The organism is Sphingomonas pituitosa NBRC 102491 (assembly GCF_001598435.1).
GTDB classification, from domain to species: domain Bacteria; phylum Pseudomonadota; class Alphaproteobacteria; order Sphingomonadales; family Sphingomonadaceae; genus Sphingomonas; species Sphingomonas pituitosa.
Map to the genome: position 1 here is coordinate 322,519 of NZ_BCYY01000001.1, position 13,457 is coordinate 335,975.

Annotated in this window: 9 protein-coding genes and 2 tRNA genes; 3 read left to right on the forward strand and 8 right to left on the reverse strand. The window is 66.4% G+C overall.

Going from position 1 to position 13,457, the window contains the following annotated elements; all coding sequences use genetic code 11:
* Position 1: 1 nt before the first annotated feature.
* Positions 2 to 1,084 (forward strand): efflux RND transporter periplasmic adaptor subunit, encoded by a 1,083-nt coding sequence (locus SPI01S_RS01475; protein WP_066717016.1) that lies wholly within the window; start codon positions 2 to 4, stop codon positions 1,082 to 1,084.
* The gene (locus SPI01S_RS01480; RefSeq protein WP_066717018.1) at positions 1,081 to 4,197 is read left to right on the forward strand and encodes an efflux RND transporter permease subunit; all 3,117 of its coding nucleotides are present in this window, start codon (positions 1,081 to 1,083) and stop codon (positions 4,195 to 4,197) included. Before SPI01S_RS01475 ends, SPI01S_RS01480 begins: the two co-directional genes overlap by 4 nt.
* 355 nt (positions 4,198 to 4,552) lie before the next feature.
* Here SPI01S_RS01480 and SPI01S_RS01485 read toward each other — a convergent pair whose 3' ends face one another.
* The 7 genes from SPI01S_RS01485 to SPI01S_RS01515 all read right to left on the reverse strand — a co-directional run bounded on the left by SPI01S_RS01485 (position 4,553) and on the right by SPI01S_RS01515 (position 11,410).
* Positions 4,553 to 5,131, reverse strand: a complete 579-nt coding sequence (locus tag SPI01S_RS01485) for a PEPxxWA-CTERM sorting domain-containing protein (RefSeq protein WP_066717020.1) — start codon at positions 5,129 to 5,131, stop codon at positions 4,553 to 4,555.
* 1,017 nt (positions 5,132 to 6,148) lie between these two features.
* Complete coding sequence (locus SPI01S_RS01490) at positions 6,149 to 6,556, reverse strand: TadE/TadG family type IV pilus assembly protein (RefSeq protein WP_245653427.1); 408 nt, start codon at positions 6,554 to 6,556, stop codon at positions 6,149 to 6,151.
* Positions 6,556 to 7,059: a TadE/TadG family type IV pilus assembly protein gene (locus SPI01S_RS01495; protein ID WP_066717024.1), complete on the reverse strand. Its 504-nt coding sequence runs from the start codon at positions 7,057 to 7,059 to the stop codon at positions 6,556 to 6,558. Before SPI01S_RS01495 ends, SPI01S_RS01490 begins: the two co-directional genes overlap by 1 nt.
* The gene (locus tag SPI01S_RS01500) at positions 7,056 to 9,092 is read right to left on the reverse strand and encodes a hypothetical protein (RefSeq protein ID WP_066717026.1); all 2,037 of its coding nucleotides are present in this window, start codon (positions 9,090 to 9,092) and stop codon (positions 7,056 to 7,058) included. The genes SPI01S_RS01495 and SPI01S_RS01500 overlap by 4 nt, the downstream gene beginning before the upstream one ends.
* Before the next feature lie 402 nt (positions 9,093 to 9,494).
* A tRNA-Pro gene (locus SPI01S_RS01505) sits at positions 9,495 to 9,571 on the reverse strand.
* 59 nt (positions 9,572 to 9,630) lie between these two features.
* Positions 9,631 to 9,706 (reverse strand) — tRNA-Ile (locus tag SPI01S_RS01510).
* Between the two features lie 81 nt (positions 9,707 to 9,787).
* Entirely contained in the window at positions 9,788 to 11,410 is a 1,623-nt protein-coding gene (locus tag SPI01S_RS01515; protein WP_157084511.1) for a histidine kinase dimerization/phospho-acceptor domain-containing protein, read from the reverse strand.
* Positions 11,411 to 11,591: 181 nt separating this feature from the next.
* On the opposite strand from SPI01S_RS01515, the gene SPI01S_RS01520 reads away from it, so the two are divergent.
* Positions 11,592 to 12,065 carry an Lrp/AsnC family transcriptional regulator gene (locus SPI01S_RS01520; protein ID WP_066717028.1) on the forward strand — a complete coding sequence of 158 codons (474 nt, stop codon included), beginning with the start codon at positions 11,592 to 11,594 and terminating at the stop codon, positions 12,063 to 12,065.
* Positions 12,066 to 12,155: 90 nt separating this feature from the next.
* On the opposite strand, the gene SPI01S_RS01525 is transcribed toward SPI01S_RS01520, so the two are convergent.
* On the reverse strand, positions 12,156 to 13,439 hold the full coding sequence (locus tag SPI01S_RS01525) for a hypothetical protein (RefSeq protein WP_066717030.1): 1,284 nt from the start codon (positions 13,437 to 13,439) through the stop codon (positions 12,156 to 12,158).
* Between the last annotated feature and the right edge of the window lie 18 nt (positions 13,440 to 13,457).

Below are 13,457 nucleotides of genomic sequence, written 5' to 3' on the forward strand. Positions count from 1 at the left end.
GGTGTCGGATCATTTTATCGATCGCCGCGGCAAGGTCGTCGCTGGTTCACTTCTGCTCGCGCTCGCGGCCTGCTCCCAGAGCGAGCCGGATCCTCGCACCGAACCTCCGATGGTGCGGACGATGGCGCCGCTTGCGGCACAAGGCGCCACCCGCGAATTCACCGGGATCGTCGCCGCACGCGTGCAGAGCGATCTGGGTTTCCGGGTAGCCGGCAAGATCACCGAGCGCCTCGTCAACGCGGGCGACGTCGTCCGCCGCGGGCAGCCGCTGATGCGGCTGGACATCACCGATCTCGCGCTCGCCACCCAGGCGTCGAACCGTAACGTCGAGGCGGCACGCGCCGCCGCCCAGCAGACTGCGGCCGACGAACGCCGGCTGCGCGATCTGGTCGCCGCGGGCGCCATCTCCGCCTCCGCCTATGACAAGGCCAAGGCGGCAGCCGATGCTGCGGCTGCGCAACTGAGTGCAGCCCAGGCCCAGGCCGGCATCGCTCGTAACGGCACCGCCTATGGCGTGTTGCTGGCGGACGCGGACGGCACGGTGGTTGAGACACTCGCCGAACCCGGCCAGGTCGTCGCCGCCGGCCAGGTGGTGGTCCGCGTGGCCCGCTCCGGCCCGCGCGAGGCACTGGTCCAGCTCCCCGAGGATCTGCGCCCGGCCATTGGCTCCACCGCAGCGGCCCGCACCTATGACGGCGGAAGCGGCGCGGCGTCGCTGCGCCAATTGTCCGACGCGGCCGGCCCGGCCGCGCGGACGTTCGAGGCCCGCTATGTGCTGAACGGCAGCGCGGCGCGGGCACCGCTCGGCGGAACCGTCACCATCACGCTCGACGCAGGACGCGCAGGCGCGGCTGCCGAGGTACCGCTGGGTGCGATCCACGATGCCGGGCATGGCCCCGGCGTCTGGCTGCTCCGCGCCGGCAAGCAGCAGACGGTGACCTGGCGCCCCGTGCGCATCGTTGCGCTGGGTGAGGAGACCGCGCGGCTCGCAACCGGCTTCCAGCCCTCCGATCGCATCGTTGCGGTGGGCGCGCACCTCCTCCACGAAGGTGAAGCGGTCCGCGTCGAAGGAGCGGCCAAGTGAGCGGCGGCGAACCCGAGAAGCGCGGCTTCAATCTCTCCGCGCTCGCCGTGCGCGAACGCTCCGTCACGCTGTTCTTCCTGATCGCGATCATCGCGGCAGGCACGATCGCGTTCCTCAAGCTCGGCCGCGCGGAGGATCCGGGTTTCACGATCAAGGTGATGACCGTCGTTACCGCGTGGCCCGGCGCCACCGCGCAGGAGATGCAGGACCAGGTCGCCGAGCCGCTTGAGAAGCGGCTGCAGGAGCTGCGCTGGTATGATCGCAGCGAGACCTTCACCCGCCCCGGCCTCGCCTTCACCACGCTTACCTTGCGCGACACGACGCCGCCGGCCGAGGTGCAGGAGGAATTCTACCAGGCGCGCAAGAAGATCGCGGACGAGACGGCGAAGCTGCCGCGCGGCGTGGTGGGCCCGTTCGTCAACGACGAATATGGCGACGTCACCTTCGCGCTCTATGCGCTCAAGGCCAAGGGCGAGCCGCAGCGCAACCTCGCACGCGAGGCGGAGACACTGCGCCAGCGGCTGCTGCACGTGCCCGGCGTCAACAAGATCAACATCGTCGGCGAACGGCCGCAGCGCATCTTCGTCGAGTTTACCGAGCAGCGCCTGGCGACGCTCGGCGTGTCGGTGCGCGACATCTTCGCGGCGCTGGCAAAGCAGAACCTCGTCACCCCCGCTGGCTCGATCGAGACCAAGGGACAGCAGGTCGCGATCCGCCTCGACGGCGCGTTCGACGACCTCGCGAAGATCCGCGACCTGCCGATCGTCGCGGGCGGCCAAACCCTGCGCCTTTCGGACATCGCCAAGGTCGAGCGCGGCTATGAGGATCCCGCCACCTTCCTGATCCGCAACGGCGGGGAGCCCACGCTGCTGCTTGGCGTCGTCATGCGCGAAGGCTGGAACGGCCTGGATCTGGGCAAGGCGCTGAACGCCGAAGTGGCGACGGTCCAGAAGGAACTGCCGCTCGGCATGACCCTGACCCCGGTGACCGATCAGTCGGTGAACATCCACGAAGCCGTCGACCAGTTCATGCACACCTTCCTCGAGGCGCTGGCCATCGTGATGATCGTCAGCCTGATCAGCCTGGGCTGGCGGGTGGGCCTGGTGGTGGCCGCCGCGGTGCCGCTCACGCTGGCGATCGCCCTTGTCGTGATGTGGGCGACCGGCCGCGTGCTGGACCGCATCACGCTCGGCGCGCTGATCCTCGCGCTCGGCCTGCTCGTCGACGATGCGATCATCGCGATCGAGATGATGGTGGTGAAGATGGAGGAGGGCTATGACCGCATCCGCGCTTCGGCCTATGCCTGGAGCCACACCGCAGGCCCGATGCTGGCAGGCACGCTCGTGACGGTGATCGGCCTGATGCCGGTGGGCTTCGCGCAATCGACTGCGGGCGAATATGCCGGCAACATCTTCTGGGTCGTCGGGTTCGCGCTGATCGCGTCGTGGTTCGTCGCGGTGATCTTCACGCCCTATATGGGCGTCAAGATGCTGCCCCACATCAAGCCGGTGGAGGGCGGCCATCACGCCATCTACCAGACGCCCCGCTATCAGCGTGTCCGGGGCATCATCGCCTGGGCGGTACGCCGCAAGAAGCTCGTCACCCTGATGACCCTCGGCGCGTTCCTGGTCGCCGGCGCGGGCATGGCACTCGTCAGGAAGCAGTTCTTCCCTACCTCCGACCGGCCCGAACTGCTGGTCGAGGTCCAGATGCCGAAAGGCACGGCGCTGGCACAGACCAGCACGGCGACGGCCCAGGTCGAGGCGTGGCTGCAGCAGCAGCCGGAGGCGAAGATCATCACTGCCTATATCGGCCAGGGCGCGCCCCGCTTCTTCATGTCGCTGTCGCCCGAGCTCCCCGATCCGTCCTTCGCGAAGGTCGTCGTCCGCACGCCCGACGAGGCCGCGCGCGACCGGCTCAAGCTGAAACTGCGCCAGGCGGTCGCCAACGGGCTTGCTCCTGCCGCGCGCGTCCGGGCAACCCAGTTGGTGTTCGGCCCGCCCTCGCCCTTCCCCGTCGCGTTCCGGGTGGCCGGTCCCGATCTGTCCGTCGTCCGCGGCATTGCCGAGCGCGTGCAGAAGGTGATGCAGGCCGATCCGATGATGCGCACCGTCAACAGCGACTGGGGCGACCGTGCCCCGGCGCTCCACTTCGTACTCGATCAGGACCGGCTGCGCGCCTTCGGCCTCACCTCCAGCGACGTCGCCGACCAGCTCCAGTTCCTGCTGAGCGGCGCCCCGGTCTCCCAGGTGCGGGAGGACATCCGCTCGGTGGAGGTCGTCGCCCGCTCCGCCGGGACCGATCGGCTCGACCCCGCCCGGATCGGCAATTACCAGCTGATGGGCGCGAACGGCCAGCGCGTGCCGGTGAGCCAGATCGGCAAGATCGAGGTGCGCATGGAGGATCCCATCCTGCTCCGCCGCGACCGCCTGCCGACCATCACCGTCCGCGGCGATATCGCCAATGGCCTGCAGCCGCCCGACGTCTCGACGGCGATGCTCGCCAAGCTGCAGCCGATCCTCCAGAACCTGCCCAGCGGCTACCGCATCGACATGGCAGGCTCGATCGAGGAAGCCGGAAAGGCAAACAGCGCGCTGGCGCCGATCTTCCCGATCATGATCTTCCTGATGATGATCGTGATCATCCTGCAGGTGCGGAGCCTGTCGGCGATGGGGATCGTGCTTTCCACGGCGCCGCTCGGCCTGATCGGCGTGGTTCCGATCCTGCTCGTGACCGGCCAGCCCTTCGGCTTCAATGCCATCCTCGGGCTGATCGCGCTCGCCGGCATCCTGATGCGCAACACGCTGATCCTGATCGGGCAGATCCACGACAACGAGAAGCTCGGGATGACGCCCTATGACGCGGTCGTGGAGGCAACCGTGCAGCGCTCGCGCCCGGTAATCCTGACCGCGCTGGCGGCGGTGCTGGCGTTCGTGCCGCTGATCAAGTCGGTCTTCTGGGGTTCGATGGCCGTCACGCTGATCGGCGGCACCCTGGGCGGCACGATCCTGACGCTGGTGTTCCTGCCCGCGCTCTATGCACTGTGGTTCCGCATCCGCCCGGCGAATGCTGCGCCCGGAGACGGCGCCAGCGTGGCGCATGCTCCCGCCTGAACGGACAAGCCGGACGTGTGGAGGTTGATGATCGGGCGAAGATCCGATTGGCCGACCTGGCGCGCGTGCGCGCTGCAATGGCCCGATGACGGCATTTTCCGAGCCGTTGACCGTAAACGGTCAACTTGAAAATACTCTCTAGGGGCGGCGTGGCGCGCGCGAAGGCGATCCCGCCTGAATGTCCCGCCGCGGCAGATCAGATTGCTGCAGGCAACAACGCCGCCCGGTCCAGCCTTCATCGTCCGCACGCGTTCAGTAAGGCCGCCCTGCCGCGCAGGCATCGACGTCCGCCTCGCATGCAAAAAGGGCGGCGCCGTTGCCGGCGCCGCCCTTCTGGAAGCAAGTCCGACGCCAATTAGGCGGCGGCAACCTTCGTGCTGGCGCGACGACGACGCACGGCAGCGCCAGCCATGGCGGCGCCCGCGATCATCATGCCCCAGGTTGCGGGCTCGGGGATCGGGCTCGGCGGCGAAGCGAAGCTGAAGCTGCCCGAGATGTCCGAACCAGCGCCACCGGCCTGGTTGAACGTGAACTGCACCGAGGCCTTGCCGGCCTCGTAGCCCGAGAGCGCCGCCGGGGTGAAATCACCCAGCGTGTAGATGGTGACGAAGTTCGTGCCGGTAGCGATCGAAGCGACCTTGCCGCTGAACGAACCGAACACCGCGTTGAAGGTCACCGCCGCACCCGAGGTCGCGGTGACCGACGAGGTGAGGAAAGTGGTGAACAGGCCGATCGACGACAGGTCGCCGCTCGAACCCAGAACGGCGCTGCCGCCGTTGCTGAACGTGCTGTTGGCGCCGATCGACGCCGTGCTGCTCGTAACGTTGACGAGGCCGGCCGAGAAACCGCCGATCACGGTTGCCGCCGAAGCGGTAGCCGGGGCTGCAACCGCGACGGTCGCAGCAGCCAGCAGGGTGAGAACACGAGTGCGCATAAAACCCCCTAAATGGTTAACAGACCGACGGGATGCCGGCTGCGCCCTACTCCACGGAAATCACGCGACCGTCAATGATAATATAGCTACAAACAAAGACGACGAAACACGCAAGCGGCTATCCACCTCATTTTGCAGGATATGGCTAGTCAGCCCGCAAATTTCTCATTGAAATTGCGGTATATTACCAGCGAGAATAGCCTGTAATAGGAAACCTTCACGTTTGTGAAGATTACTTATACTCTCGGCTGCTTTGACATAGTTTTACCTGACGCCAATATCACTTCACACCTGAGACCATGGACGCAAAGTATACATAGGGCCTGCGAGCACTCTGCTGACATAAAGCTGCAACAGCACTCCTTAACAGTTTTTTAACCATTAAGTTCCCGCACTGCAGCAAGGCCCGAAACGGTAGGTGCAAAAATAATGGCTGCGCTTGTTTTATGATTTTCAACACATTTGCGACCACTATATACATGAGCAGCCGCAATCGAATTAAAGTTCGCGTTCAGAGCGGCGATAAACACGCGGATCTCGCAATATATATTGGTAGTTTCACATCATATTGCGCGAGATGTTGGAAATATGCAGATACACATACCTTGCGCTATTGCAGAATTCACTTGCGCCATAAAACTCTATCTCGATAAGCGAACTCCGCCTCAACTATCGTTTCGACGTGAAGTTCACGAATAAGGTCACGCGAACAACCGCCGCGTTCCCTCCGCAGGCGATTTAGGGCACTTGCAGCGCCTTGAATTTGCTGCCCAATTCGGCGGAGCAGGTGGTGATTGGGCGGGCATTGCCAGAAGACTGCAAATCAACGCGCTTTGCCGCTGGCCAGTACACTGAAGGTTCTAATCCTTGATACCGTCCTTGCAGCTGCGACGTAGACAGCTGTGGCACCGGTGCTGATAGCGCGGCTTGATGCAGGCATCGCCGCGGGGATCTGTCTCAAATCGAGACGCCGGCGAGGTGCGGAGGATGAAGAAATGGAGCGGCCATGCGCCGCGATCAGGACAGCTTGGGAAAACACCCATGCGCCTGCACATCTTGCGGCAGTGCAGCGATGAAGCCAGACAGCGGCGAAGCGAAGGCGTAGCGAATCGTCACCTGCACGCTGCCGGCATTGCCGTCGCAGGTCGCGGCAGCGGCATAATCTATCAGGCTGGCGTCGATGCGAATGCCCCAGCGCGCGCCCCGCGCCGCAGCGAAGCTCCGGATGTCGCCCTGCGTCTTGCAAGGCGATGCGAGGGCGCCGCACCGGGCGGCACTATAGGCGGTCTCCGTCAGCACCTGCTTGACCCAGAGGAGCCGGCCCATTTCGATCAAGCCGAACAGCAACAGCAGGAACACCGGCGCGAGAAGCCCGAATTCGATCGCGGTCGCGCCGCGGCGATCGGCAAGAAGGCGCGGTCGCATCATTCCAGCCGCACCGTCACCGACTGCGTGATCGGCGTGCCGTTCAACATCCCGTTCGGCAAGACCATCGCCCGATACTGCGACGAGGCCGTGATCTGCATATAATAGCCTGCCGTCGAATTGGGCGTGGTGCCGGCCGGGCAACTGCTGCCACAAACGGCGCTGCTATAGCCGCCCGCCTTGGAAAGGCAGGCACAGCTGCGCCCAGTGTTGACGCAGCCATTGGCCACGCCGTTGCATCCGATGCGCACCTGCGGCGCGCTGGGCAGTCGTGCCGCGTTCTGGATGTAGCCCGGCAGGCTCTGATAGGGCACAGCCGAGCGGTTCGCGAAGGCGGACATGGAGCCGGCCGACACCGCCTGGGCGAGCTGGCTGCGCTGGACGTAATAGCTGGCGACGTCGAGTGTCAGCAGCGCCGACAGGAAGAAGAAGAGAGTCAGCAGCGCGAATTCGATCGTCGCCGCCCCTTCTTCCGAGGACGGTAAGGAAGGTTGCGCGATCATCGCACCAGTCCGATCGTGCTGTTGCCGCCGCTGCCGCTGCCAGTGCCGATGATGCTCGCACATGCCGAACCCGCAGCGGCGCCGCCGCTGGCGGTGATCGTGCGCGCGATCAGCATGAAGCACTGGCCGTTCGACAGGGTGCTGCTGCCGCCGGACATGGTCAGGTCCGAATTGGGCAGGTGGACGGCGCCGACGAAGAGGTTCTGCGCGCCTGCCGCCCAGTCGGTGCTGCTCCCGGTTAGGCTGTCGATCAGCAGGTCGGCGATCGCCCCACCGGCGACACTGGTGCTGCTTGCGATCAGCTTGGTGTACGCGCCTCCGGCGAGGTTGACCGTGCCCGACAGCACGAACGACACGTTGATCCCGGCCATGTCGTAGCCGGTGACATCGACCCCCTCCAGGGTCCGGCCATAGGTTTTGCCGGTGATCGCCGTGTCGTCATAGGGCCACTTGGCGCCGCCGGTGCCGTTGGTGAGATTGCCCGCGATCGTGTAGCGGCTGGTGGCGAACAATGCCGATCCGGCGACCGTCAGGTTGCCCTTGATCAAATGGTTGGCCGTTCGGCCGAAGACGATCCGGCTTCCGCCGGCAGTGGCAATGTCGCCGCCCGCGCTGAACGGCCCGTCGCCCATGAGGAAGACGGCGCTGCCGGACAGCTTGATGGCCGTACCGCTCGCGTCGGGGCCGATCCGGTAGCTCCCCGCCCCGGCCGCCAGCGTCGATCCGCCGCCGACCGCGATCCCGGCGCGCACGTCGAGGTCACCGGCGCCCAGGATCATCGAGCCGCCGCCCGATAGGTCGATCGCGCCGAAGCCGTGGTTGCCCACCCCGAGCGTCAGCTTCGAGCCGCCGCCGAGCGCAAGCGTCCCGTTGATCGTCACGGGGCCGTTGCCGAAGCTGCTGGTTCCCTGGAAATTGATGCTGCCCCCGCCGATCGCGAGGCTTCCATCGCCCATCGTCACGCCCATCGTGCCGCTGTCGAAGCCGCCGTTCACGGAAAGCGCGACGTCGCCGAACGCCACGGACGATCCGCCGCCGATCGCCAGGCCGTTGGCGATGGTGATCGTGGATCCGCTCTGGAACTGCACGTTCACGCCGCCATCGATCGTCAGCCGGCCGATCGTGTACTTGCCCGCCGGGATGACGAAGTTTCCTGAGTTGCCCTTCCGGAACGCTTCGACGTTGCTGGAGGGAGACCAGCCGATCACCCAGTCGGCGCCGACGGGGGTGGCAGGATTGCCGATCGCCCGCGGCGCGACGCTGGTGCCGATCGCCTGGCGCGCGGTCGCGAGATCGGCATTGTCCGCCAGCGGATCGGTGATCGTGGTCGCCGCGTTCACCCGCTTGTCGGCGGACGGCACATTGGCGTTCCAGGACGGGTTGGTGAAGCTGCCGGCATAGCGCAGCAGCGACGTGGTCAGCGTTCCCCAGTCGTTGAGCACGTTGCCAGCGCCCGAGACGATGTTCTTCGCCGCGATGCGGGTGCCCCGATTGGCGATATCCGCCACCGCCACCACCGAACAGTCCGGCGTGTCGATCGTCGCTCCGCCGCTGGTGCTGATGCCGGTGCCGGTGGGGGCGAGCGCCAGGATGCACGGCGGCGCGATCGCGCTGGGGGCGCTCAGCGAGGCATAGGATGTCGCGCCCACCGCATAGCTGCCGCGATAGCCGAGTGCGGTCGCCATCGCATAGGTCACCGGCGTGGAGAGGGTAACCTTCACTGCCTTGGCACCGGCGGTCGGCACGTCGTTCACCACGGTTGCGGTCACCGTGGCGTTCGTCAGGCCGTTGGCGACGGCGAGATCCTGGGCCGTGGGCAGCAGGATGGCCGCGTCCGCGTTCGCGCGCTGATAGGCGAGCGCCGCACTGAGCGCGGCGGCGTCTGCCGCGCGCTGGTTGCTGATCAGCTGGCTATATCCCCGCGCCAGATCGACCGAGATTGTTGCCATCCCCAGCAGCGTCGTGAGGGCAAGCGCGCCGATGACCGCCACCGCGCCGCGCACATCGGCACACAGCGAAAGCTGCGGACGCATTGCGCAAGGAAGCGGCGTTGGGCACATCGTGCCTCGCTAGCCGACAAGCATCGATAATTGCTTAACCTTTATGTCCGAACTTGCCGCAGCCGCGACGCTCGCCGCCGCTTGGTTCCGGATACCTGCGCCTCGCTACCGCTTCCACGCGAAAAGCTGGGAGCCCGCACACGCCACTGCGGCGGAGGGCCGCCTCGCATACGTCGCTCGCCCCGCGGCTAGGCGTGGCGGTGGCATCCGCGGCCGGTCAAGGCTCAGCGATAGCGGGGCGGCGACGCGGAATCGGAACAAAGCCATCAGGCCATATTGCGAGCGGGAAGATACTGCGGTTCGTAGCTGCGATGTGCAAAAACCGGATTATCGGACCGCGCAAAGTGGCGGATTTCCGTCGTTTTCACGATAAAGTGGTCGGGGAGACAGGATTCGAACCTGCGACCCTCTGGTCCCAAACCAGATGCGCTACCAGACTGCGCTACTCCCCGACGAGCCGCCGCCCTTAGAGCGTCCGCGCCGCCGACACAAGGCAAAGCGACATGCACACTGGTGGGCCCGGCAGGACTCGAACCCGCAACCTAGCCGTTATGAGCGGCCAGCTCTAACCATTGAGCTACAGGCCCCCCAGCGCCCGCCTGCCCTAGCGGACCCCCAGCCTCCGCTGCAAGCCCAAGCTGCCCCTCACTCGATCCGCCCCGCGTGCTTCAGTTCCGGTTCGCCTGCTCCCGCGTGCCCGGCGCCGCAGCCGGCAGGCGCAAGGTCAGGACGTCGGGAGCGATGATCAGGCTGCCGCCCAGTTCCCGTGCCAGGTTCCGGGCAAGCCGCAGCGCGAAGCCGGTGCCCAGCAGCGTGCCATCCTCGTCCTGCTCGTCGTCGATACCCAGAACCGCTTCGCCAGGATAATGCCCCAGCGCCCGCGGCCGGTCGATGGCGATGGCGACACGCTGTTCGCCGTCCTGTGCGAAGCGAATCTGCAGCCGTTCCCCAGCCGCCGTGGCGGAGACCAGCGTCGCCAGCAGGCGCGCCAGCAGGCGCTCCACGGCACGTCGGTCACCGGAGACGGCCACGTCTTCGGAAGGCAGGAGGATCGCCGAGCCCCGCAGCGTCAGCAATTCATCCAGATCCGCGACGATGCCGGCGAGCAGCGGCCGCAGTGCCACCCGCCCCTCCCCCAGCGACAGCGCCGCGCTTTCGATTCGCGCGGCAAGATCGAGATCATCGATCGCGCCCAGCAGGTCGCGGGCCTGGGCACGAATCGCTGCGGCCCGGTCGCGATAGGGCTCGGGAACCGGCCCGAGCATCTGCGTCTCGATCATTTCCGCGAACCCGGCGATCGCATTGGTCGGCGTACGCAGCTCATGCACGATCTGGCGGAGCGCATCCGCTTCGATCGGCGCTCGCGCCGGCTCCGCACGTTCGTCCGCGCGCGGACGGCGGGCGGTGCCGCGATAGCCCATGAAACGCCCGGTCACCTGCTCGAACGCCGGCAGCGCGGAAACCAGCCAGTCACCAGCCGCGTCCGATTCGCCTTCGATCGTGAGCCTGGCATTGGTGAAACCGGCGCGTCGGCGGAACGCGCCCGCCGCCACCCCGTCCAGCCGGCTGCCGCGCGCGAGCCCCTGCAGGTCCAGCGAAAGCCCGATGACCGGGGCCCGGCTCACTCCCTCGACCCAGCGGACGACCCCCGCCGCATCGGTTTCGAACCGGAAGCTCCGCGCACGTTCGCCGGCGCGCTCCACCGTCTCGGCGGCGTCGCGCTCGCGGTGATAAGCCTCGATCCGCGCCACGAGATCGGAGACCGCGAACAGTCCTTCTCCGGCATCGTCTTCGCTCGGCGACGGCGCCGCGAGGGGCTGGGTCCCGATGTCCTCGGCGATCGCCTGGGCCGAACGATGGTCCGCAAGCACGAAGTCCACCGGTCCGAAACTCTCCAGCGCGCGGAGTACGCCGGGCGGCAGGTCCCGGCGGTTCCGCAGCACATGGCGGGCGCCCGGCGCCAGCACCGGCAGCAGGTCCACCCATTCCTGTTCCGCGAGATCGGCGCTGCGCAGCACCGGCAGCGCGACCATCAGATCGTCGGTTGCCAGCAGCCGCACCAGCGCGGCAGGCGGCGTTGCCCCTTCCAGCGCCCGCGCGCTCGCGGCGCGAACGTCCAGCGCCACCGCCGGACGAAGCGATTCCAGCAGGTTCAGCGCGCGCGCTTCGACCGGCACGCGCTGCCGCCCCAGCAGATCGACCAGCTGCCGCCAGACCAGGGGCGCCCCCGTGGGCGAGCGCAGGTCGCCAGCCAGCACGGTTTCCAGCGTATCGTCAAAGCGCAGCGGCAAAGCCGTCGTCCCCCGAGGTTCGTTCAATTGTTCGTACGTCTACCTCATACCGTGCGGCAACACACGGAGGGAACAGTCCATTTCGGCACGTCGCAATGTGGGACAATTGCGTTGAAGCGTAATTTTATTATGCTAACAAGCAGCTAGAAGAAACGAACCCACGCAGGAGCCCCAGAAAAAAATGCGATTCGACGAGATCGACGTCCGGATCCTAGGATTACTCCAGGAAAATGGCCGCATGACCAATGTCGAGCTTGCCGAAAGGGTCGGGCTGACGGCCCCGCCCTGCCTCCGCCGCGTCCGCGCGCTGGAGCAGGAAGGTGCGATCAAGGGATACCACGCAGCGCTGGATCCCGGCGCGCTCGGATACAATCTCACCGTCTTCGCGATGGTAAGCCTGAAAAGTCAAGCCGAAAGCGACCTGCGCGCCTTCGAGCAGCTGGTCGCCGAGATTCCCGAAGTCCGGGAATGCCATATGCTGAACGGCGAGATCGACTTCATCCTGAAGATCGTCGCGCCGGATCTGCAGAGCTTCCAGACGATCCTGACGACCCGGCTGACCACGGCCCCCAATGTGGAGCACGTCAAGACGTCGCTCACCATCCGTACGGCCAAGGCGCTGCCGGGCGTGCCGGTGCCGGAATTCAAGGACTGAGCGGACGGACAGTCCCGCTCTGCGCAGAAGACATGAAAAAGGGGCGGTCCCGCAGGACCGCCCCTTCTTTGTTGCGCCGTCTGAGGCGGATCAGGAAAGCGTCGGCAGGTCCAGCGCCACGGTCCAGAGCGCGGCGAGATCCAGCGCCGGCGACGCCTTTACCTGGCCGAAGCCGGTGCGCGCCTCGTCCTTGCGGCCAAGGTTGTAGAGCGCGATCCCGCGATGCAGGTTGACGTCGTCGGTTGCGACGCCGCCCTTCTGCAGCGCGACATCGTACATCTCGACAGCCTTGGCGTAGTCGCCCGAGGCGAGGAACGCGTCGCCCGTCTGCGCGGCCATCTTGCCGTTGGCGGCGGCCTGCGACTGCTTGACCAGCGGCGCCAGCGAGCCTTCCGCCTTCGACTTGGCCTGCGCCGAGGTGTAGACGCGGCCGATGTCCGCGTTGCCGGCCGGCAGCTTGCCCGCCGCGCGGCCCTCGTCGATCACCGCCACGGCTTCCCAGGGAAGGCCTACCGCGTTCACCGATTCGGCATAGTCGAGATAGTCGTTCTGGTCCGCCAGCACCTTGGTGGTGCGCAGCAGGCGATAGAGGTCGATCCGCTGTGCCGAAGTGAGGCGACCACCCGACTGGTCTGCGCTGCCGCGCATCACCAGCACGCCCCAGCGCCAGTTCTGCTTGGTCGGATATTCGGCGATCATCTTCTTCATCCAGTCCGCTGTCGCGGCGCGGTTGCCCGTGGCGTACACACGCGGGATCGCGAACTGGTACCAGGCGACCGGCGGCTTCTGGCCCGTGGCCTTCACCGTCTGGATCGCGCGGTCGACTTCGGCGACCGACTCGTTGGGCTTGCCGGACTGCGCATAGGCGTTGGCGAGCGCGATCGAGACGTCGAAGTCGTTGTTGCCGGCTTCACGCGCCTTGGTCAGCCCGTCGATCGCTTCCGCATACTTCTTCTCGGTCAGCGCCTGGTTGCCGATGATCGTGTAATATTGGCGCTTGTAGATCGGCAGCTCGTTCGCCGGGGTGCGCGGGCTGGCGATCAGCACCGGCAGCGTCTTGGTGAGGCCGGCCATGTCGTTCTGGCCGATCTGGACGCGCGTGCGGAGATAGGCGGCGTAATATTTCTCGTCGTCGTTCTGCGCGACCGGATCGAGTGCGTCCAGCGCAGGGATCGCTGCCGCCCAGTTCTTCGCCTGCACGGCCTCCACTGCCGGGGCAGCCGCCTTGCGAAAGGCGTCGCCCACCTTCAGCGCGTTCGGATCCTCCTTCGCGGCACCCTTCTTGTCCTTCTGGGCCAGCGCCGGCGTCGACACCAGCGCGGTGGAACCCAGCGCAAGCATTGCAGTCAGCGCAAGCTTCGAAACAAACTTCATGTGAAACTCTCCTCGTCG

Coding starts and splice junctions, on each gene's coding strand:
- SPI01S_RS01485 (WP_066717020.1), bottom strand. CDS start 5,131: ATGCGCACTCGTGTTCTCACCCTGCTGGCTGCTGCGACCGTCGCGGTT.
- SPI01S_RS01490 (WP_245653427.1), bottom strand. CDS start 6,556: ATGCGACCGCGCCTTCTTGCCGATCGCCGCGGCGCGACCGCGATCGAA.
- SPI01S_RS01495 (WP_066717024.1), bottom strand. CDS start 7,059: ATGATCGCGCAACCTTCCTTACCGTCCTCGGAAGAAGGGGCGGCGACG.
- SPI01S_RS01500 (WP_066717026.1), bottom strand. CDS start 9,092: ATGCGTCCGCAGCTTTCGCTGTGTGCCGATGTGCGCGGCGCGGTGGCG.
- SPI01S_RS01520 (WP_066717028.1), top strand. CDS start 11,592: ATGCGATTCGACGAGATCGACGTCCGGATCCTAGGATTACTCCAGGAA.
- SPI01S_RS01525 (WP_066717030.1), bottom strand. CDS start 13,439: ATGAAGTTTGTTTCGAAGCTTGCGCTGACTGCAATGCTTGCGCTGGGT.